The following is a 19,872-nucleotide window of genomic DNA, read 5'->3' on the forward strand; positions in this document are numbered from 1 at the left end:
GTGAAGGGAAACATCACCGTCACCGAACAGGCGCTCGCCTCCATCGTGGGGCTGGCGGCCCACGAGGTCCCGGGCGTCGTGGGCATGAGCCCGGTCGGCCTTCGCGAAGGGCTCTCCCGAATTCTTGGCAAGCAGGAAGCCCGGGAAGGCGTGATCCTCAAGCCCGATCCCGACCAGGGGGGGGCCTACCTCGCCGACCTCTACATTGTGGTGGTCTACGGCGTCAACATCCCGGCGGTGGTGGAGTCGGTCGGCGAGCGGGTCAGCTGGGCGGCCTCGGAGCTCGCCGGAGTCAAGCTCTCGAGGATCACCGTCCACGTCACCGGGATCAGCCGGGGGGAAGCATGAAGCGACTCTCGCCCAGCGAGCTCGCCGAGGCGCTGCGCTACGCCACCGACTGGTTCGCCGTCTACGTTGAGGAGACCAACGCCCTCAATGTCTACCCCGTCCCCGACGGCGACACCGGCACCAACATGCACCTCACCCTACAGTCGGCCCGGCGCGAACTCGACCTGACCGACACCTCGACCATGGCCAGCCTGGCCCGGGCCCTGGCCTACGGCAGCCTGCTCGGCGCCCGGGGCAACTCGGGGGTGATCCTCTCCCAGATCCTGAAGGGCTACGCCGAGGTCCTCAAGAAATACGCCACCCTCACCCACGAAGGGCTGGTGGCGGTCCTCGAGCACGGAGCGAGCACCGCTTACCGGGCGGTGATGAAGCCGGTCGAAGGCACCATCCTCACCGTGGCCCGGGCCGCCGCCGAGGGAGCTCGCCAGGCCTTTGAAGCCGGCATCGATACCGTGGAGGGCGTTTTGGAGGCGGCCCTCAAGCAGGCCCGCGAGGCGCTGGAAAAGACCCCCGAGCTCCTGCCCGTGCTCAAGACCGCCGGCGTGGTCGACGCCGGGGGGATGGGGTACGTGCGGTTCCTCGAGGGGCTCCTCGGCTACGTGGAGAAAAAGCCGCTGCCCGAACCCCCCAAGATCGAGCGCTACGCCCAGGAAGCGTTCGAAGAAGAAGCCTTTGGCTACTGCACCGAGTTCCTGATGGAGGACGTGCAGGTGCCGATCGAGAAGATCCGCGAAGCGGTGTCCCGCTTTGGCGACTCGCTCCTGGTGGTCGGCGCCGAAGGTTTCGTCAAGGGCCACATCCACACCAACGACCCCGACGCCCTCCTCGCCGCGGTGGCCCGGTTCGGCCGCATGCGCCGTACCAAGGTCGAGGACATGAGCGAGCAGCATTCGGAAATCCTGGCCATGGTCGGCGCCGCCGAAGAACCTCCGCCTCCCGTGGGGCTGGTCGCCGTGGCCCCGGGGTGGGGGCTGGCCAAGGCCTTTCGCGCCCTAGGCGCCCGGGTGGTGGCTGGCGGGCAGACGCAAAACCCCAGCGTCGAGGACATTCTGGATGCCATTCGCAGCCAGCCCAACGAGAACATCGTCGTCCTGCCCAACAACAAAAACGTCATCATGGCCGCCCAGCGAGCGGCCGAGATCGCCGAGGATTCGTTCGGGAAAAAAGTCCAGGTGCTCCCCACCAAGACCCTGGGCTCGGGCCTGGCGGCAGCGGTGGTCTTCGACGAAAACGCCGACCTCGAGACGCTGGTGGCCGACATGCAAGCGGCCGCCGAGCGGGCGCGGACGCTCGAGGTCACCCGCGCCAGCAAGGACGCGAGCGTCGAGGGCGTGGGCGAGATCCTCGAGGGCCAGGTCATCGGGCTGCTCGACGGCCAGCTCAAACTCGTCGCCGAAAGCCCCGAAGACGCCCTGGTCCAGCTCCTCAAGCTGGTCTTGATCGGCGAGCACGACTACGAGATCCTGACCCTTTTCAGCAAGAGCACGGTGGACAAAACGGAACTCGAGGGCATCCTCGAGCGCCTCGAAGCCTACTTCCCCGAGCTCGAGATCGAACACCACGGCGGGGGACCCGAGCTCTACGACTTCGTCGCCGTGGTTGAATGAAGGCCGCTTCAGCGTTTCCTCGCCATGGTTTGACCCCGGCCAGGCTAAGATGGGGGCGAAGGAGGTGGGGCAGTTGAAACGCACGCGCCTGCTCCTTGGGCTTTTTTCCCTGGTCGTGCTCGCGGGATGCGGCCTCATTCCCACCACCGAGGCCACGCTGAGCCCCGGCGGCACCGCCAGCGCCAGCAACCTGGCCCCGAATGAATCGATCTATTTTCTGCTCGAGAACGCGAGCGGGCCGGTGACCATCTGGGCCCAGGCCACGAACCCCTCCGGTGCCCAGCTTGAGCTCACGGTACTCAACCGAGACCAGGTGCCGCTGGTGAAATCGGTGGCGCATACCTGGTTCGGCCTCCCCGACCTGGTTTACGCCAGCCAGGGCACCAAGCCGCTGATTATTGTCACGCCCACCACCGGGCCCCGCCTCAACCTCGACGCCTTCCCCGGCGCGACCTACTACCTGCAGGTCACGAACCTGAGCGGCGTCCCCGTCGATATCCAGGTGGGCGCCACGACGCTGACCCCGAACCCCAGCGGGAGCAACAATGACACCATCGCCCCGGGCGCCAGCGTCAGCGGGGCCATCGAGCTCCTCGGCGAGCAGGACAGCTACCTCGTCGGCAACTTCGTCGGCACCCGCTACCTCTACCTGCAGGCGAGCGGCGCCGGCGCGGCCTTCCTGGTGGCCGACGTCTACAGCGCCCAGACCGCCGGCGCGCCCAAGCAGCAAACCCTCTCGGTTGGAGACACCAACTGCGTCCCGGTCACAAACGGCCAGTTCGTCCTCGTCCACACCCGAGGCAATCCCCCCGCCTACGCCGGGTTCGACGAGGACGGCAGCCTTCGCTACACGTTGACGCTCTACCAGGATCAAACGAGCTGCCCTTAAGCCGCCTGGAGCACCTCCACCAGCGCATCGAGGTAGGCCTGGGCCCGGTCCCCGAGGAGGCGCGAAAGTTCCTCGGGATCGGGCCGGTCTTCGGCCAGGGCCACCACCAGGGCGTCGGGAAGGACTTCGGTCACGATCCGACCTTCGGCCCGGGCTTGCTCGATCCGCCAGCGGAGCAACGCCCGGTAGCGGGCCTCGAAGTCGCGGGCGCGGGCCGGACCCTCTTCTGGCGAACGCGCCAGTAAAAGCCAGCCCCCCAAAAAGAGCAGCACCAGCGCCACCCAGGGGGCCACCCCGGCCTCAAAAAGCCCCACCACCCCGCCGACGAGGAGCAAAGCCGCACCCACATAGGCCGCCTCGCTCACGGCGAAGATGCGGGCCACCGCCCAGAGCCCCGCACCGACGCCCCAGAGTTTGAAGGCCTCCATACCAAAGATATCGGCGAAAGCGGCCCCGATGCCCCATCCCAAAAGCGGGGCGCCGCCCCAGAGCAGCGCCGGCCGTCCGGTACGCAAAAACGCCCACACGAGCACCGAACCAAGGACCAGCCCCCAGCCCCAGCCCGGCCAGAGGGGATGGGCCAGGATCAAGTATTCCGTCCCCAGAAGGTAGAGGAAGAGCCCGAGATAGGTTTGCATCAAAAACATGCTCGCCCAAAGCCTCCGCCAAGGCAAGCCCCAACGCCGCAACCCTGGCTTTGGGTATAATGAAAACCGGTGCGAAGGACTTGGCTTACAGTCACACTCCTCGTCGGACTCTTGGCCATGGCCCTCGCCGAGACCCCGCGGGTCCTCATCCTCAAAGCCACCGCGTACACCTCGAGCGTCTGGGAAACCGACCGGACGCCGTGGATTACCGCCACCGGGGCCCGAACCCGGCTTGGCATCATCGCGGTGAGCCGCGACCTCCTGAAGGACACCCTGCCGTATGGCTCCCTGGTCAAGATCGAGGATCTGGGGCGCTGGAAAGACGGGAGCGACGCCGGGCGTTTTGACCCCCTCTTCCAAAACATCCTCTTCGTCGTCGAAGACACCATGAACAAGCGAAAGCGCCAGCAAATCGACATCTGGTTCCCCGACCGGAGCCTGGCGCTCAAGTTCGGCGTGCGGCGGGTCCGCCTCACCGTGGTCCGCTACGGCCGCCCAGGGGCGCAGTGAGCGGGTTTTCGCGTGGGATTTTCCTGGTTCCTGGCACTACGGCACATCTTTTACCGCCGCTGGCAAAGCACCGCCACCGTGCTCGGCGTGGCCGGGGGTGTGGCCGCCATCACCATCGCCCTCTCCCTCACCAACGGCTTCACCGACCAGCTGATCCGGGCAACGCTCAAGGCCACCCCCCACATCGTCCTCGTGGCCTATGACGGCCGCGAGGCGCCTCCCCCAAACGACCCCGAGATCACAGCCAAAACCCCATTTCTCCCGGTGAAGGTCCTGCTCACCCGCAGGGCCGGCGCCGGCAGGAAGGCGGGGATCGATTTCGCCACCTTGATCGGCGTGGGCCAGGGCGCGCCCGCGGTCTACCCCGGGCTCAACCTCGAGGCCCTGGCGCCGGGGAAGGTGATCCTGGGGTCAGCCCTCGCCGCCGCCCTCGGCGCCGTCCCCGGCGACACCCTCTACGCGCTGACCGTGGGCCAGAAGCGACGGTCGCTTTCCCTCGCCGCCCAGTTCGAGACCGGAAACTACGTCATCGACGCCGGCTACGCCTTCATCACCCTCGAGGACGCCCAGGCGCTCCTCGGGGCCGAAGGCACCGTCGCCGGCTGGCACCTCCGGATCAAGGATCCAGCCCGGGCCCGCGAGGTCGCCCGGCGCCTGGTAGAAAAAGGCCCTTACTGGGCGCAAACCTGGCAGGATCTGAACCGAACGCTGCTCGAGCAGCTGGCCCTGCAAAAGCGGGTCATCGGCTTGGTGCTCTCGCTCATCCTGGGCGTCGCCGCCCTTGGCATCGCCAACGTTCTGGCGCTGGTGGTGCGGGAAAAGCGCGCCGACATCGCCCTTTTGCGGGTGCTCGGCGCGAGCAGCCCGCAGGTGTATGCCGCGTTTGCCCTCGAGGGCCTGATCCTGGGCGCGGTGGGGATCATCCTCGGCAACCTGCTCGGCCTTTTGGTCGCCCTCTACCTGCAAAGCCACCCCATCGCCATCCCCGGCGAGCTCTACTTCATCACCGAGCTGCCGGTGGCGCTGGAAGGCCGGGATTTCCTGAACGCGTCCGGCGTGGCCCTGGTCGCCGTACTCCTCGCTTCCGTCTTCCCCCTGCTCAGGCCGCTCCGGCTCAAACCGGCCGAGGCGCTCCGCGACTGACTGCTCCGCCGTGGCTTTCGCCACGGCGGGGGCCACGGTAAAGCGAGGCGAAGCGCTCTGAGCGTGTCGGCGGGCTCAAGACCCGGGGACCCGTCACTTGGCCCCTACAATGGGGGTATGAAAGGTTTGATCCTCGCCGCGGGGCACGGCACGCGGCTGCGACCCCTCACCTACACCCGACCCAAACCGGTCATCCGGGTCGCCGGAAAGCCGATCATCGCCTACGCCGTCGAAAACCTCCTCGAGGCCGGCATCCACGAGATCGGGATCGTGGTCTCCGCCAAAACCGAGGCCCCGGTGAAGGCCGCGCTCAACGGCGAAGACCGGGCCCACTTCAGCTTCATCCGCCAGGATGACCCCCAGGGGCTCGCCCACGCGGTGAAGGTCGCCCGCGAATGGCTCGGCGACGACCCCTTCGTGATGTACCTCGGCGATAACCTCTTCGAAGAAGGAATCCTGGAACCGGTGCGGCAGTTCCAAAAAACGCGACCGGCGGCAGCCATCGCCCTGGTCGAGGTCGAGGACCCGCGGCAGTTCGGGGTGGCCGTGGTCGAGGGGGGGCGGATCGTTCGCCTGGTGGAAAAACCCAAGGACCCGCCCTCCAAACTGGCGGTGGCCGGGGTCTACGTCTTCGGCCCCGAAATCCACGCGGTCATCGCCGGGCTCAGGCCCAGCGCCCGGGGCGAATACGAGATCACCGACGCCATTCAGGGCCTGCTCGATGGGGGACAGACCGTCCTCGGCATCAGCGTCAAGGGCTGGTGGAAGGACACCGGGCGACCGAACGATCTCCTCGAGGCCAACCGCCTCCTCCTCGCCGGGCTCGAAAGCGGCCTTTTCGGGGAGGTCATCCACAGCGAAATCGGCAACGGCGTGCGCATCGAAGCCGGGGCCACGGTCCGCAACGCCCGGGTGCTGGGGCCGGCCCTCATCGCCGCCGGCGCGGTGGTGGAAGACGCCTACGTCGGGCCCTACACCTCGGTCGGCCCCGGGGCCGTGGTCCGCGACGCCGAGGTCGAGGATTCGATCCTCGAGGACGAGGCCTTGGTCGAAGGGGTCCGCCTGCACGGCTCCATCCTGGGCATCGGGGCCAGGGCCATCCGCCATACCGCAAGACCCCAAACCCCAAAGCTCATCCTTGGTGACCTCTCAACCGTCGAACTCCCCTAGTCAACCTAAGCCCGCGGCCGCCCTGTGGCGGCCGCGGGCAACATCCGGTCGCGATCAAAGCTTTTTAAGGTAGGCCATCAGGGCCTCGAAATCCTTGTCGTTCATGAGGATCGGGGGCATCGTCCCCCGGCCGTTCAGCACGATCTCCTTCACCGCCTCGGGCGCGTTCAGGATTGGGTTCTTCGCAAGCGCAGGCCCGCTCCCACCCTCACCCAAGGCCCCGTGGCAGGCAGCGCAGGACTGGGCGTAGATCACCGCGCCCAGGTCCTTGGCTGTCGCCCGCTCCTGGGCCATCTGCATGAGCGAGAGCACCTGATCGCGAAATGTCCCGCCCCGCTTCAGGTACTCGCGCCAGGCCTCGATGGCCCGGTTATAGTCGCCGGTCTTGAAGTAGGCGTTTCCAAGGAAGAGAAGGCCCTCAGGGTCGCTATCCCGCTCGACCACCGCGCTCAGGATCTGGATCGCCTCCTTGGTCTTTCCCGAAACCGAGAGCAAAATCCCGAAACGGCGGTAGGCCTTAATGTTTTTGGGATCGAGCTTGATCACCTTGGAATACCCCTCGGCCGCGCGGTTGAGGTCGCCGCTTTCAAAGGCGAAGTCGGCATACGCCAGCCAGTCCTCGGCGCTCCCGCTTTTTTCCGCCTTGGCGAGCAGCTCCTTGAGCTTTGACGCCTGTTCAAGCGCAAGGCTCTCGGTGACGGTGCTTCCGGGCAAGCGGGGCAAGGTGTAGCGGATCAGCACCGCGCTCACGCCGACGAACGCGACCAATGAGGCCAGGAGGACCCACCTGGGAAACCGCTTGGGCGCCGGCGCCTCGACGTCGGCAACCTGACCCAGCTCGCGCTCGATCCAGGCCATCCGCTTGAGTACCCGGGTTCGCTCAGGGCCCTGGAGCGACTTCGCCTCCTCTTTGAGGGCCGAAAGCTCGGCGCGCAGCTCGTCCGGGCGTGGGTTTTTGGGAAAGGGCATGGCCTCGCCCCTTAAGGGGCGGAAGACGAAATAAAGGCCGAGCACGAAGGCCAGCCCCACGATGAGGCCTGCAAGAATCATTCTTCCTCCAAGCGACGCTCGATTTCCTCAAGCGTTTTGTCGTCTATGCCCAGCAACGCCTCCCGCCGGCGGGCCTCAACGAGGTAGCGCCAAAGCGCCAGGGCGATGACCAACACCCCGAGCGCGGGCGCAAACCAAAGCAACCAGTTCACCCCCTTCTTCGGCGGGGCGTACAGGATCCACTCGCCATAGCGGGCCACGAAGTAATCGAGAATTTCTTGTTCGCTCTTCCCCGCCGCCAGCATCTCGGCGATCTGGCGCCGGGACTCCTGGCTGATGGCGGCGTTCGACTCGGCGATGCTCTCCCCCTGACACACCGGGCAGCGGAGCTTGCCCGCGATCTCGAACACCCGTGGCGAGAGGTCCGGCGGCGGTTCGTTTCCTGGCAGCGGCTGCGCCAGCGCCAGCGCGCTGAAGAGTAGGAGCACCAACCACCTCATCGCATCACCTCCAAGAGGCGCTTTTCCAGCTCTTCCGCGCTGATCGCTCCAGCGAAGCGGGAGCGGATGATGCCCTTGGCGTCGATGAAGAAGGACTCGGGGACGCCGTAGGTCCCGTAATCGATGCCCACCTGGCCGCGGGGGTCGAAGACCTGCGGGTAGGTGATGCCGAAGAGGTTGATGAACTCAAGGGCCTTGTCCTCCTGGTCCTGGGTGTCAACGCCGATGAAGAGCACCTTCCCCTGGAACTTCTCCCAGGCGGCCTGGAGAATCGGGGCTTCCTCGTAACACGCTGGGTAGCACCAGCTGGCCCAGAAGTTCACCAGGATCGGTTGGCCGATATGGTCGGAAAAGCGGAAGCGCTCGCCCCACTGCTCGCGGTAAGGGGGCAAAACCGGCAGTTCGAAGTCCGGGGCAGGCTTATTGATCAACACCGACTTGAGCTCGCCAGGGTCGCGTTGCAAGCCCCACCAAAAGAGCACCCCCAGCACGGCAACGATCCCAAAGTAGAGCCATCGCCTCACGTCACCACCCCCACTTCGGCTTCTTTCGGTTTCGGAAGTCCACCGGGGAGAACGATCATCAGCACCCCGACCAAGGTGATCACCCCCGCCACCCAGAGCCAGAAGACCATCGGGGTTATGACCAGGCGGATCGTCGCCCACTCCCCGTTTTGCCGGTCAAAGGCCTGGAGGATGAGGTAGTAATCCTTAAAGAGGGTGTAGCGAACCGAGGGCCCGGCGAGTGGCGTGCGCGAGGTGGGGTAGTAGCGCAGCTGTGGCCGGGCCACGCCGACGCCATCGACCTCGACCGGGGCTTCCACGGCGAAGCGGTAGCGCTGGTCATAGGCCTTGAGGTCCAAAAGCTTCACCGGCACCCCGGCGATCGTGGCCTGCTCGCCTACCCGCAGCGTCTTTTGCGCATCCACCCGGTAGGCCTGCGAAAAGGCGATGGCCAGCGCCGCGAGCACCACCCCCAAATGCACCATCAACCCGCCGGCACTGCGACGGGAATGCTGTAGGTAGGCGGCAAAAGCGCTGCCCCAGCCCTCGCTCTTTTTTCGCCACACCGCCACCCGGCGGGCGACCTGGTAATACAGGGCGACAACGTTGTAGGCAAAAAGCCCAACCGTCAGCGACACACCGAAGGTCCAGCCGATCACGAGGCCGGCGAGCGTCCCCGCCGCGAGGACGGCGAGCATCACCACCAGCGCCCGGCGGCTGTAATCGTCGAGGCGGCCCCAAGGGAGCAAGGGTCCAGCCCCCATCAACAGCAACATCACCACCGCAAGCGGCGCAAACGAGAAGTTAAAGAAGGGGGCGCCAACCGAGACCTGGTCGCCGCTCACCGCCTCGACCACCAGCGGGAAGAGGGTCCCGAGCACGACGACGAAGGCCATGGTGGCAAACACCACCGACGAGCCGAGGAGCAGCCCCTCGCGCGAGACCAGGCCCATCGAACCCACATCCCGGATCTCGCTGCCCACCCGGGCCAAGAGTCCAAAGCCCACAGCGAGCACGAGGAGCAAGAATCCGAGGAAGGTCGGCCCCACCGCGCCTTCCGAGAACGCGTGCACCGACTGGATGACCCCCGAGCGGGTCAGGAAGGTGCCGAGAATGGTGGCAGCGAAGGCCAGGGTGATGTAGGCGAAGTTCCAGGTCTTGAGAAATCCGCGCCGTTCCTGGACCAGCGCGGTGTGGACGAAGGCGGTGGCCAAAAGCCAGGGGATGAACGAGGCGTTCTCAACCGGGTCCCAGGCCCAGTACCCGCCCCAGCCGAGCACCTCGTAACTCCACCAGCCACCGGCCAGAATAGCCGCGGTCAGGAACCCCCACGCGGTCAGCGTCCACCAGCGGGTCGTCGCCACCCAAGTCTGGTAGCGGCGCGAGATCATGGCCGCAACCGCGTAGGCAAAGGGCACGCTCATCCCCACAAAGCCGAGGTACATCAGGACCGGGTGCACGGCCATCATCCAGTGGTTCTGCAAGAGGGGGTTGGGGCCGGGGCCGTCGGCCGGCGGGTTCGGCACCGGCAGGAAGGGGTTGGTGATGAAAAGGAGCACCACGAAGAAGAAGGTCTGGATCAGAAAGAGGGTGCCGAGCACCGCAGGCGACATCCAGTAGTCGCGGAGTTTCCGGGAGGCCAGGTAGGTGAAGAGCGACTGGAACAAGGCCCAAAGCAGGATCGAGCCTTGCAAGGCAGCCCAGAGGGTGGCGAACTTGACCCAGGTCGGGCTCTTGGTCGAGTGGTTCATCGCGGTGTAGATGATGGAGAAGTCGTCGGTCAAAAGCGCCCACTCCAGCGCCCCGAAGGCGACCAGGGTCGCGACGAAGGCCAGCGCTGCCGCCCGCCGCCCGGCAACGATGTAACGCGCGTCCTTGGCCCACCAAGCCCCGATGGCGAGCCCGAGGCCAATGACGGTGAAAAGGAAGGCGAAAACGAGCGACCAGTTGCCCAGAAATCCCGGTGTCATTTGGCCTCCTCGATCAGGCGGCGAACGTCCTCAGGGGTATAGCCCTCTTTTGGCGCCTGGTAGGTTTCCGAGTGCTTCACCAGGAGGTTATCGCCGTAAAAGGTCTCTCCCTGGAACTTGCCCTCGACCACCACGCCCTGATTCTCCTTAAACAACGCCGGCGGCGTACCGCGGTGGAACACCGGAACCTCGGCGAGCCCATCGGTGATCACGAAACGCAACTCGAGGGTGTTCGGGTCGTAGCGGACCGACCCCGGCTTGACCAGCCCGCCGAGCCGGATACGCTTGCCCGCGTACTTGCCTTCGTTGGCTTTGTACTCGCTGGGGGTGATGAAGTAGACGAGGTTCTTCCCGAGCCCGCCCCAAACGAGGTAGCCGATGGCGCCGAGGATGATCAGAAACCCGACGAAGTATTTCCACCTCATTGCTGCCTCCGATAGCGGCCCAGCAGAAAGATCAAATAGCCGAAGAGAAACGCGTAGGTGGCCAGGTAGACCACCCAGACGAAGATGGCGTTACCCACTTTGCTCCTCCTCCCTGGCCCCCATTTCGGCCAGCATGCCCTTCAGGCGCAAAAACCCGAGGTAGATCAGGGTAAATGCGAGCAAATTCACAAGAAGCGCCGTTACCATCTCCGGGGCCATGTTGACGCGACGGTTGATGATGTCGATACTCGCCGTCTGGTGTATTGAGCGCCACCAGTAGACCGACATGTAGGTGATGGGGATGTTGATCACACCCAGGATGGCCACGCCCGCCGCCGCCTTGGCACGCATCTCGGGGTCCTCGATCGCCTGGCGGAGGAGAAAGTAGGCGGCGTAGATCGCCACCATGACCGCGACCGAGGTGAGCCGCGGCTCCCAGACCCAGTAGACCCCCCAGGTCGGGCGCGCCCACATCATGCCCCCGAGCACCATGAGCAGCGAGAGCCAGAGTCCGATTTCGGCGCTGGCGGCGCTGAGGCGGTCAAAGCGCGGGTCCTCGCGCACCAGGTAGAGCAGGGCGTAAACACCGGCGACGATGAACGCCAAATACCCGGTCCAGGCGGCGGCAACGTGGAGGTAGAGGATACGGACGAGGTAGCCCTGCTGCACGTCGGGCGGCGCCTTGAGGGCAAAGAAGAGCCCCGCGGCGAGTGTCAAAAAGCCTACCCATAACAACCCCTGTGTGAAGGGGTCCAGGCGTTGCTTTGCTCGCTGAGGTTCCATGTGGTTTCAGCCTAGCATGGCGCCATGAAAAGAGTATTTAGCCCTCGATCACAAACGGGAACAGGAGGCTGCAGGCGGTGAGGTAGATGAGGTCGAAAGCGGCCAGAAACTTCCACCAACTCGCCACCTCGGCCATGGCCGCCCCCTCGGCCAGCCCCACCGTCGCTCGCACCGCGGCCAGAATGACCGGCACCACCACGGTGAAGACCAGGATCGGCAGCACGAGCTGGGCGGTCGAGAGCCGCACCACGATCCCGGCGTAGAAGGTGGCCACCGCAGCGTAGCCAGTGGCCCCCAGGATCAGGGTGAGGAAAAGACCGGGGGCCCGATCGAGGGGGAGGTAGAACATCCCCGCGACCATGAAGAGCAGTACCAGCGCCACCAGGAGAAGAAGAACCCAGAGGAAGAGAAACTTGCCCCAATAAATCCATTCCCGGCTCCCCGGCGTGAGGAGCAGATCGTCCAGGGTGCCGTTTTCAACCTCGACCGCCCACACCCGGCCGGCGAGCAAGCTGCCCGCGAAGGCCAGGGCCACCCAGAGCACCCCGGGTGCGGCGCGTCGCAGGTCGTTCTCGTCGGGGCCGAGGGCAAAACCGAGGATGAGGAGCACCACGCCGAGAAAAAAGAGCGCCGAGAGCAACCCCGAACGCCCCCGGAACTCGATCCTCAGATCGCGCAACGCCAGCACCAGGATCCGCTTCACGGTCGCATCACCACCTCGCGATCCGCGACCGCACGGGCAAACTCACGGTCGTGGGTCGCCAGCAACACCGCCCCGCCCCGCTTGACCTCGTCGATGAGGGCAAGGAGCATCTCCCGCCCCTCGGCATCGAGCGCGGTCTCCGGCTCGTCGAGCAAGAGGACCTTTGGTTTCAGGAGGCGAACCCGGGCCATGGCCAACCGCTTCTTCATGCCGCTGGAATAGGCCGACACCGGCTTACCCGGCGTCAACCCCACCGCGCGCATCGCTGCCTCGATCTCACCGTCCAGAACCGGCCTACCCATGAGCAAAAGGCTGCTCTCGAGGTTTTCCTCGCCGCTCAAATGGCGGTAAAAAGCCGGCGGGTTGGCGAGGTACAAAAGCTCACCCCGCTCGGCATCGATCCGGCGGGCGGGTTTTCCAAAAAGCCGCACCGTCCCCTTTTGCGGCCGGGTCAGCGTGGCCGCCACCCGCAAGAGGGTCGTCTTCCCCACCCCGTTGGGCCCGAGCAGCGCCACGACCTCGCCGGCCTCCACCATAAGCGAAATATCCCTCAGGACCCACTCCCTGCCGTAGCGCTTCCAAACGTTCTCGAGCTCGATCAAGGCCGTCCTCTCATCAGTAGGCGAACTGGAGGCTCCAGATGGCCAGGCGTTCGCTGAGCCAGCTCCAGGTCCCGCTCACCATCAAGATCCCCACCACAATCATAAAGACGCCCGAGGCGTACTCCACGTACTTGGTGAGCCGCGCGTTCTTTCGGATAAAGGCAACCGCGCGATCGGCAAAGAGTGCGATGACCAAAAAGGGCACGGCCATCCCCGCGGTGTAGGCGACCATGTATTTGAGGCCCGCCGTCCCCCCTTCGTTGAAGACCATGGTCAGGATCACGCTCAAGACCGGCCCGATGCACGGAGTCCAGCCGAGCGCCAACACGAACCCCAGCCCGAAGGCCCCGAGCGGCCTCGAGGGATCCCCTTGGTAACTGGCGACGGCATTGCTGCCCATCCCGTGCAGGGAAAAGGGCATCTTCACCCCCAGCATGTACAGGCCAAAGACGATGAAGAGGACGCCGCCCACCTGGACCAGCGGTCCTTTGTAAGCATAGAGCAACGAGCCGAGCAAGGTCGCCGGCAGGCCGAAGACCAGCACGAAGACCACTGAAAACCCCAGTACGAAGAAGATGGCGTTCAAAAACGGCCGCCCCTTGTCGCCGGAGAGGTAGAGCAGGTAGGTGGGCACCAGGGGAAGGACACAGGGGAGCAAGAACGAGGCCATGCCACCTACGAAGGCCGCCAGAAGGGTGAGGTCGGAGGCGCTCATAAGGCGATTCTAAGCGGCCATACCCCTTGCCGTTTTGAGGAAACAATTAGAAAAGTGCCCCACGCCCGACCATCGAGCACGCCGCCTGACCACGGCCCAGACATGGGTTTCAGTCGGCTTCTCCCAAAAAGGCGTAGATCTCGTCGAGCGCCTCATACAGCCGCTTCACAAAGGCCTCCCCCTGATCCACCCAGGGGTGATGGCCGGCCCCGTCAAGAACCACCAGCTCGCCGCCGGTGAGGTCAGCCACCACCTCGGCCTGCTCGGGATAGCTGGTGCCGTCTTCCCGGCCGACGATCACCCAGGGCCGGACCGGGTGCTCGAGCAGGTAGGGGCTGTAATCAAAGGCCCAGAGACCATTGAACGAAAGCATGCGCATCATCGTCTCGTCGGCGACGAGCAAGGCCCCGTCCTGAACCCACTCGTGTTCCATCCGGCCGTGCGAGGTCGGGAACATCAAGCGATCGAAGATCTGCTTGCTGGGGACGGTCTCAAAAAGGCTTCGCGCCGCCTCGGCCGGGTCTTCCGGGGGATCGCCGGGCATGGCGGCACGCCAGAGCCTGGTCACCAGCCAGGGGAAGTGCACCCAGGGCCCGATCAAGACCAGCCCGGCGGTAAACGCCGGGAAGCGCCGGGCGTATTCCAGGGCCAACAGCGCCCCGAATCCCTGGGCAATGGGGGTCCAGCGTTCGATGCAAAGTGCCTGGCGCAGGTGCTCCATGTCGTCGACTAAAGCGTCGATGGTAAAGAGACGGGGATCCTCGGGGAGCCGGGGGCTACGCCCGGAACCGCGCTGGTCAAAGTAAATGGTGCGATAGTCCCCGAGCTCCTCACCCAAGAAGGCGCGGAAGGCGTGGCTCGAACCGCCCGGACCCCCGTGGACGGTGACCAGGACCGGCGCGTCCTTTGGACCGACGTCCTCAACGTACAGCTCGGCTTCACCGACGCCTACGAGATGGATCTCCTCCCGCATCCTTCCTCCTCCAACAGGTAGACCCGGGCGCCCAAGGGACGCACTCTTTCCAGGAAGTCCTCGTCAACGGCCACCACGAAAAGGGCATGCCCCTCGTCGCTCGAAAGGAGCTGGTAGGGGTGCGGACAGGCCCTGGCCAGTTCGCGCAAGCGCTCCGCCTCGCCTTCCAACCACACGGCCTTCAAGGTTCGCTCCTGTCTCCGTACAGCTTAGCAGATAGCAAGATTTGCGTGGACTCCTCGAGGACGGTCAAGCGCGCGTAGGCCTGGAACAGGTCATCCCCCCGGGCAAACGCCCCGTGCCCGCGCAGGATCACCACCGGTGCCTGGAGAAGGCCTTCAGCCAAGGCCTCGGCCGCCTCGGGGCTTGCGGAAACGGATCTGGGCGCGAGCACCGGCACTTCCCCCAGGAAGGTTCGGCCCTCAAGATCCACTGGCCGAATCACGCGTTCGAAAAAGGAAAGTGCCACTGCGGTGCGGGGATGGGCGTGGACCAAAGCCCGGGCGTCGGTCCGGGCATAGACCGCGCGGTGGAGTATCAGCTCGATCGAGGCCCCCCGGTCGAGTTCGGCATCCGGCGCCATCGGCACCCAGATCACATCCTCGGCGCGCAAACGGTTCTTGCGCACCCCGCTGCGGGTGATCCAAAGACCGTCGCCATCGCGAACAGAGAAGTTGCCCGCCGTGGCGCTGATCAGCTGCTGGGCGAAAAGGTCGGCCCCAACCTCGGCAAAACTCTTCAGCAGCGTTGCATCCGGGCGTTTTCGGTCCACGACCCCTCCCGGGGGTCCGGCCACCGCCTGGGGCGGGGCCGGACGGTTCAGGCATTAAAGGCTCGGACGGTCCTCGGGCCGGATGCCGGGCTCGATCGCGGCCTCCGTCTGCCGACGCGCTTCCTGCAAACGGGCCAGCGTGCGGTTGTCGACGATCTGGGTAAAGCGCACGTGGTCGTTGCCGGTGCCGGCCGGGATCAGCTTGCCGAGGATCACGTTCTCCTTGAGGCCGATGAGCTCGTCGACCTTGCCCTGAATGCTGGCCTCGGTCAGCACGTGGGTGGTGTGCTGGAAGCTGGCGGCGCTGAGCCAGGAGCGGGTGGAGAGCGCGCTCTTGGTCACGCCCATGAGCACGTGGCGCCACGAAGCCGGCATCTTGCCCTCGGCCACGAGCTGGTCGTTGATCTTCTCGACGTCCCAGCGCTCCAGCACCTGGCCCTCGAGCAGGCGGGAATCGCCGGGATCGGTGATCTCGACGTACTTCAGCATCTGGCGCACCACGATCTCGATGTGCTTGTCGTTGAGTTTCACGCCCTGGGAACGGTACACGCGCTGGATCTCGTTCACCAGGTAGCGTTGCACCGCCTCCGGCCCCTGGGCCTCGAGGAGCTGGTGGGGGTCGACGGCGCCGCGGGTCAGCGGGGTGCCGGCCTCGACGTACTGGCCGTCGCGGACCGCCAAGCGGGTGGCCTTGTCCACCTTGTATTCCTTGCGGAAACCGTCGCCCTCGACCACAATGACCAGCTTGTCCTCGCCTTCCTCGAGGCTCACCGTCCCGTCGATCTCGGAGATGACCGCCTTTTGCTTCGGCTTCCTGGCCTCGAACAGCTCGATCACCCGGGGCAAGCCGAGGGTGATGTCCACCCCGGCCACGCCACCGGTGTGGAAGGTCCGCATGGTGAGCTGGGTACCGGGCTCGCCGATCGACTCCGCCGCCACCACGCCCACCGACTCGCCAATGGAGACCGGGCGCACCATCGAGAGGTCCATGCCGTAGCACTTCTGGCACACGCCGTAGTGGGTGCGGCAGGTGAGCGGCGAGTACACCGGGACCTCCTCGATCTCACCCTTTTTCGCCGCGGCCACGATGCGGCGGACGTCGTCGTGGTAGAGCAGGTGTCCTTCCTCGAAGACCTTGCCGTCGGCTTCGAAGGTCCGGGCCACGGTGCGGCCGTAGAGAGCCTGCTCGATGTCGCCCACGTTGCGCAGCTTGGGCTCGCCGCTGACCTCGTCGCGGATGAAGAGGGGAATGTCGATGTAGTCGGTGGTGCCGCAGTCGGGCTCGCGGACGATCACCTCGTGGGCCACGTCGACGAGCTTGCGGGTCAGGTAACCCGAGTCCGCGGTCCGGAGGGCGGTGTCGGCCCCGCCCTTTCGGGCGCCGTGGGTGGAGATGAAGTACTCCAAGACCGTGAGCCCCTCGCGGAAGTTCGCCCGTACCGGGACCTCGATGGCCTCACCGGAGGGCTTGGCCATCAGCCCCCGCATCCCGGCGAGCTGGCGGATCTGGGTCGGGTTACCGCGAGCACCGGACTGGGCCATGATGTAGAGCGGGTTGAAGGGGTAGTTCTCCTCGAAGTTCTTAAAGAGGGCCTCGGTCACCTTGTCGACGGTCTCGGTCCACACGTCGATGATCTGTTTGCGCCGCTCATCAAAGGTGACGAAGCCTTTCTTGTAGGCCCACTCGATGCGGTCCACCGCTTCGTCGGCGCGGTCGAGGAGTGCCTGTTTCTCCTCGGGGATGATCGCGTCGTCGATGCCGATGGTGATCCCGGAAACGGTGGAGAAGTAAAACCCGACCTGCATCAGGGTATCGAGCAGCCGCGCGGTCTTCTCGATCCCGAGCTGGACGTAGGCGTTGTAGACGAGCTCTTTCAGCGAGTTCTTCTCCTGCGGGCGATCGAAATCCAAAAGCCCCTCGGGCAGCTCGCCCCCGGCCTCGGCCACCGCCTCCTTGACGATGCGGTAAAAGAGCGCCCGGCCCGGGCTGGTGCCCCGGAGCTTGCCGTCGATACGGATCTGCACCAGATCCTGGAGGTCGATGAGGCGCTGTTCCACCGCGAGCAAGGCCTCGTCGAGGTTGGCGAAGCGGTACTTCAGCTGCCCGACCGTGGTCTCCTCGCCGGCGACCTTGATCGGGGCGTTGAGGGCCACCTCGCCGCGTTCATAGGCCTCGATGGCCGCCTGGCGGGTTTCGAACTCGCGGCCCGCGCCCTTCTTTTCACGCCGGATCTGGGTGATGTAGAAGAGCCCCAGGATGATGTCCCGGCTGGGCTTGGCCACCGGCTCCCCGGAGGCCGGCGAGAGCAGGTTGTGGGAGGAGAGCATCTGGATGCGGCTCTCCGACTGGGCCGCCAGCGAGAGCGGGACGTGCACCGCCATCTGGTCGCCGTCGAAGTCGGCGTTGAAGGCCTCGCACACCAGGGGGTGGAGCTGGATCGAGTTCCCCTCGACCAAGACCGGGTGGAAGGCCTGGACACCCAGCCGGTGCAAGGTGGGGGCGCGGTTGAGGAGCACGACCTTACCGTGGATGACCTCCTCGAGGGCGTCCCACACCTCGTCCTTGATGTCGCGGGAGCGCTCGAGCATGCGCCGGGCGGCCTTGATGTTGGCGGCGATGCCCTTTTCCTCCATGCGCTTTAAGAGGTAGGGCTTAAAAAGCTCGAGCGCCATCTGCTTGGGCAACCCGGCCTGGTGGAGCTTGAGCTGAGGCCCGACCACGATCACCGAGCGCCCCGAGTAATCGACGCGCTTGCCCAAGAGGTTTTGCCGGAACCGCCCCTGCTTCCCGGAAAGAATGTCGGTGAGTGAGCGGAGGGCGCGGTCGGAACCCGGGTTGGTGACCGGGCTGCCCCGCCGGCCGTTATCCAGCAGGGCGTCCACCGCCTCCTGCAGCATCCGCTTTTCGTTGCGGATGATCATCTCCGGCGCCCCTTGCGCGAGCAGCTTTTTGAGACGGTTGTTGCGGTTAATTAAGCGACGGTAGAGGTCGTTGAGGTCGCTGGTGGCAAAGCGACCGCCGTCCACCTGCACCATGGGCCGGAGGTCAGGGGGCAAGACCGGGACCACCTCGAGGACCATCCACTCCGGCTTGTTGCCCGAGTCCTTAAAGGCGCGGATGACTTCAAGGCGCTTCCTGGCTTTGGCCCTTTTCGCCCGCGAGGGGCTTTTCATCTCGGCCTCGAGCTCGGCCTCCAAAGCGTCGAGGTCGAGCTCGGAAAGGAGCACCTTGATCGCCTCGGCGCCCATGCGGGCGTCGATGTCGTAGGACTCGATGACCCGGATCACCTGCCGCACCAGGTCGACCTCGACCCGGCCGTAGATCTCGCTCTTGACCGCCCCGCCATCGGCCAGCGCGTCGCCCGGGGCGACCCGGTCACCGGTGGTCACCAGGACGTCATCCTCAAACGGGTAGACCCGGGCCTTCATCACCACGATCGAGGCCGGCTGGCGGAGGTGGACGATACCCTCGGCCTCGGCGTGGATCTCCTCTTCGGGCTCGATGGCGCCGACGATCTTCTCGCCCTTTTCGACCCGGGCCCCCTCGGAGACCATCACGTGCATGTGGGGGTCGACGTCGTAGGCCACCTCGCGGCGCCACTCCACGGTCATCGAGAGGTAGATTGCCTCCCCCTCTTCGTCGGCCTCGAGCTCCTTGACCTCGACCCGGCGCGGCAATCTGAGCTCGCCCTCGGCCCGGGCCAGGGTCTGGCCAGCCTCGACGAGCTCGCCCTCGCCGACCTCCAAAGTGGCCCCCTCGGGGATCAGGTAGACCGCGGCCACTTCGTCGGACTCGGGGTCCTTGATCCGGACCAGGGCGCCGCCCTCGAGGTCGACCACCTCAACCACGCCGCCCTCTTCGGCCTTCACTTCCAGCTGGCCCTCGAGCTCGGCCAGAACCTCGCCGCCCCGGTAGGCCTCGGCCTCGACCCAGCTCTCTCGGGGCAGGACCAGGTGCGCCCGGTCGCGTTCGAGGTACTCGACCAACACCTGCCGGGGAAAGCGGTAAAAGGCCACGCCGTCGATGCGCGACTTGATGCCGGGCGCGAGCTCCTGACCCTTGGTGACGTAGGCCCCGTCCTTGATCAGGGCGTCGCTGCCTTTGGGCAGGGCGTACGTCTCCTGGCGCCCGAACTTGAGCTCGCGGTATTCCTCGTCGGAAAGGAGCTGGCCGCGTTTCACGGGCTCACCGTCGAGCATCGCCCCCCGAGGGGAGATCACGATGTATTTCGCGAAATAGAGCACCTGCTCGAGCTCGCTGGCGCTCAAATCCAAAAGCGTACCCACCTTGCTGGGAACGTCCTTGACGTACCAGATGTGGGTCGCCGGGGTGGCGAGCTCGATGTGGCCCATGCGGTAGCGACGCACCACCGACCGGGTCACCTCGACCCCGCAGCGCTCGCAGACCTTGCCCTCGAAGCGCTGGCGCTTATACTTGCCACAAGCGCACTCGTAGTCCTTGACGGGGCCAAAGATGCGTTCGTCGAAGAGACCGTCGCGCTCGGGCTTGAGCGTTCGGTAGTTGATGGTCTCGGGCTTTTCGACCTCGCCGTAAGACCAGCTCCGGATCTTCTCCGGGCTGGCCAGCGCTATCCTGACCTTTTTGACTTCTCTCTTCATGC

The 19,872-nt window shown here is 65.6% G+C and carries 20 protein-coding genes; 6 read left to right on the forward strand and 14 right to left on the reverse strand.

What is annotated here, in order from left to right; all coding sequences use genetic code 11:
* The 3 genes from ACZ5BT_RS03875 (at position 1) to ACZ5BT_RS03885 (ending at position 2,844) form a co-directional block, all read left to right on the forward strand.
* Positions 1–348 (forward strand): Asp23/Gls24 family envelope stress response protein, encoded by a 348-nt coding sequence (locus ACZ5BT_RS03875; protein WP_464885308.1) that lies wholly within the window; start codon positions 1–3, stop codon positions 346–348.
* Positions 345–1,955, forward strand: coding sequence for a DAK2 domain-containing protein (locus ACZ5BT_RS03880; protein ID WP_464885309.1), 1,611 nt, complete (start codon positions 345–347; stop codon positions 1,953–1,955). Before ACZ5BT_RS03875 ends, ACZ5BT_RS03880 begins: the two co-directional genes overlap by 4 nt.
* Positions 1,956–2,028: 73 nt before the next feature.
* A complete protein-coding gene (locus ACZ5BT_RS03885; RefSeq protein WP_464885310.1) occupies positions 2,029–2,844 on the forward strand; it encodes a hypothetical protein in 816 nt (271 codons plus the stop codon).
* On the opposite strand, the gene ACZ5BT_RS03890 is transcribed toward ACZ5BT_RS03885, so the two are convergent.
* A complete protein-coding gene (locus tag ACZ5BT_RS03890) occupies positions 2,841–3,482 on the reverse strand; it encodes a hypothetical protein (protein ID WP_464885311.1) in 642 nt (213 codons plus the stop codon). The genes ACZ5BT_RS03885 and ACZ5BT_RS03890 overlap by 4 nt on opposite strands.
* A gap of 78 nt (positions 3,483–3,560) precedes the next feature.
* On the opposite strand from ACZ5BT_RS03890, the gene ACZ5BT_RS03895 reads away from it, so the two are divergent.
* The 3 genes from ACZ5BT_RS03895 to ACZ5BT_RS03905 all read left to right on the forward strand — a co-directional run bounded on the left by ACZ5BT_RS03895 (position 3,561) and on the right by ACZ5BT_RS03905 (position 6,314).
* The gene (locus tag ACZ5BT_RS03895; RefSeq protein WP_464885312.1) at positions 3,561–4,001 is read left to right on the forward strand and encodes a 3D domain-containing protein; all 441 of its coding nucleotides are present in this window, start codon (positions 3,561–3,563) and stop codon (positions 3,999–4,001) included.
* Positions 4,002–4,013: 12 nt separating this feature from the next.
* Positions 4,014–5,144 (forward strand): ABC transporter permease, encoded by a 1,131-nt coding sequence (locus ACZ5BT_RS03900; RefSeq protein WP_464885313.1) that lies wholly within the window; start codon positions 4,014–4,016, stop codon positions 5,142–5,144.
* 117 nt (positions 5,145–5,261) lie between these two features.
* Positions 5,262–6,314, forward strand: a complete 1,053-nt coding sequence (locus ACZ5BT_RS03905; RefSeq protein ID WP_464885314.1) for a glucose-1-phosphate thymidylyltransferase — start codon at positions 5,262–5,264, stop codon at positions 6,312–6,314.
* A 54-nt stretch (positions 6,315–6,368) separates the two neighbouring features.
* Here the strand turns inward: ACZ5BT_RS03905 and ACZ5BT_RS03910 are convergent, their stop codons facing one another.
* The 13 genes from ACZ5BT_RS03910 to ACZ5BT_RS03970 all read right to left on the reverse strand — a co-directional run bounded on the left by ACZ5BT_RS03910 (position 6,369) and on the right by ACZ5BT_RS03970 (position 19,870).
* Positions 6,369–7,364, reverse strand: a complete 996-nt coding sequence (locus ACZ5BT_RS03910) for a c-type cytochrome (RefSeq protein ID WP_464885315.1) — start codon at positions 7,362–7,364, stop codon at positions 6,369–6,371.
* The gene (locus tag ACZ5BT_RS03915; protein WP_464885316.1) at positions 7,361–7,804 is read right to left on the reverse strand and encodes a cytochrome c-type biogenesis protein; all 444 of its coding nucleotides are present in this window, start codon (positions 7,802–7,804) and stop codon (positions 7,361–7,363) included. The genes ACZ5BT_RS03910 and ACZ5BT_RS03915 overlap by 4 nt, the downstream gene beginning before the upstream one ends.
* A complete protein-coding gene (locus ACZ5BT_RS03920) occupies positions 7,801–8,328 on the reverse strand; it encodes a TlpA family protein disulfide reductase (protein ID WP_464885317.1) in 528 nt (175 codons plus the stop codon). The genes ACZ5BT_RS03915 and ACZ5BT_RS03920 overlap by 4 nt, the downstream gene beginning before the upstream one ends.
* A complete protein-coding gene (locus tag ACZ5BT_RS03925) occupies positions 8,325–10,277 on the reverse strand; it encodes a heme lyase CcmF/NrfE family subunit (RefSeq protein ID WP_464885318.1) in 1,953 nt (650 codons plus the stop codon). Before ACZ5BT_RS03925 ends, ACZ5BT_RS03920 begins: the two co-directional genes overlap by 4 nt.
* Positions 10,274–10,702, reverse strand: coding sequence for a cytochrome c maturation protein CcmE (gene ccmE, locus ACZ5BT_RS03930; RefSeq protein ID WP_464885319.1), 429 nt, complete (start codon positions 10,700–10,702; stop codon positions 10,274–10,276). The genes ACZ5BT_RS03925 and ccmE overlap by 4 nt, the downstream gene beginning before the upstream one ends.
* Positions 10,703–10,792: 90 nt before the next feature.
* Positions 10,793–11,485, reverse strand: coding sequence for a cytochrome c biogenesis protein CcsA (ccsA, locus tag ACZ5BT_RS03935; protein WP_464885320.1), 693 nt, complete (start codon positions 11,483–11,485; stop codon positions 10,793–10,795).
* Between the two features lie 37 nt (positions 11,486–11,522).
* Positions 11,523–12,188: a heme exporter protein CcmB gene (locus ACZ5BT_RS03940; protein WP_464885321.1), complete on the reverse strand. Its 666-nt coding sequence runs from the start codon at positions 12,186–12,188 to the stop codon at positions 11,523–11,525.
* A complete protein-coding gene (locus ACZ5BT_RS03945) occupies positions 12,185–12,790 on the reverse strand; it encodes an ABC transporter ATP-binding protein (RefSeq protein ID WP_464885322.1) in 606 nt (201 codons plus the stop codon). The genes ACZ5BT_RS03940 and ACZ5BT_RS03945 overlap by 4 nt, the downstream gene beginning before the upstream one ends.
* Positions 12,791–12,803: 13 nt before the next feature.
* Positions 12,804–13,505: a cytochrome c biogenesis CcdA family protein gene (locus ACZ5BT_RS03950; RefSeq protein WP_464885323.1), complete on the reverse strand. Its 702-nt coding sequence runs from the start codon at positions 13,503–13,505 to the stop codon at positions 12,804–12,806.
* 109 nt (positions 13,506–13,614) lie between these two features.
* Positions 13,615–14,478 carry an alpha/beta fold hydrolase gene (locus tag ACZ5BT_RS03955; RefSeq protein WP_464885324.1) on the reverse strand — a complete coding sequence of 288 codons (864 nt, stop codon included), beginning with the start codon at positions 14,476–14,478 and terminating at the stop codon, positions 13,615–13,617.
* Positions 14,454–14,663, reverse strand: a complete 210-nt coding sequence (locus ACZ5BT_RS03960; protein ID WP_464885325.1) for a hypothetical protein — start codon at positions 14,661–14,663, stop codon at positions 14,454–14,456. Before ACZ5BT_RS03960 ends, ACZ5BT_RS03955 begins: the two co-directional genes overlap by 25 nt.
* Positions 14,660–15,250, reverse strand: coding sequence for a class II aldolase/adducin family protein (locus ACZ5BT_RS03965; protein WP_464885326.1), 591 nt, complete (start codon positions 15,248–15,250; stop codon positions 14,660–14,662). Before ACZ5BT_RS03965 ends, ACZ5BT_RS03960 begins: the two co-directional genes overlap by 4 nt.
* Before the next feature lie 54 nt (positions 15,251–15,304).
* Positions 15,305–19,870, reverse strand: a complete 4,566-nt coding sequence (locus ACZ5BT_RS03970) for a DNA-directed RNA polymerase subunit beta' (RefSeq protein WP_464885327.1) — start codon at positions 19,868–19,870, stop codon at positions 15,305–15,307.
* Between the last annotated feature and the right edge of the window lie 2 nt (positions 19,871–19,872).

The organism is Vulcanithermus mediatlanticus (genome assembly GCF_055385885.1).

What these genes read in the sequence shown, in the direction of transcription:
- ACZ5BT_RS03880 (WP_464885309.1), top strand. Translation starts at nt 345, where the DNA reads ATGAAGCGACTCTCGCCCAGCGAGCTCGCCGAGGCGCTGCGCTACGCC.
- ACZ5BT_RS03890 (WP_464885311.1), bottom strand. Translation starts at nt 3,482, where the DNA reads ATGCAAACCTATCTCGGGCTCTTCCTCTACCTTCTGGGGACGGAATAC.
- ACZ5BT_RS03905 (WP_464885314.1), top strand. Translation starts at nt 5,262, where the DNA reads ATGAAAGGTTTGATCCTCGCCGCGGGGCACGGCACGCGGCTGCGACCC.
- ACZ5BT_RS03910 (WP_464885315.1), bottom strand. Translation starts at nt 7,364, where the DNA reads ATGATTCTTGCAGGCCTCATCGTGGGGCTGGCCTTCGTGCTCGGCCTT.
- ACZ5BT_RS03915 (WP_464885316.1), bottom strand. Translation starts at nt 7,804, where the DNA reads ATGAGGTGGTTGGTGCTCCTACTCTTCAGCGCGCTGGCGCTGGCGCAG.
- ACZ5BT_RS03925 (WP_464885318.1), bottom strand. Translation starts at nt 10,277, where the DNA reads ATGACACCGGGATTTCTGGGCAACTGGTCGCTCGTTTTCGCCTTCCTT.
- ccmE (WP_464885319.1), bottom strand. Translation starts at nt 10,702, where the DNA reads ATGAGGTGGAAATACTTCGTCGGGTTTCTGATCATCCTCGGCGCCATC.
- ccsA (WP_464885320.1), bottom strand. Translation starts at nt 11,485, where the DNA reads ATGGAACCTCAGCGAGCAAAGCAACGCCTGGACCCCTTCACACAGGGG.
- ACZ5BT_RS03950 (WP_464885323.1), bottom strand. Translation starts at nt 13,505, where the DNA reads ATGAGCGCCTCCGACCTCACCCTTCTGGCGGCCTTCGTAGGTGGCATG.
- ACZ5BT_RS03955 (WP_464885324.1), bottom strand. Translation starts at nt 14,478, where the DNA reads ATGCGGGAGGAGATCCATCTCGTAGGCGTCGGTGAAGCCGAGCTGTAC.
- ACZ5BT_RS03970 (WP_464885327.1), bottom strand. Translation starts at nt 19,870, where the DNA reads ATGAAGAGAGAAGTCAAAAAGGTCAGGATAGCGCTGGCCAGCCCGGAG.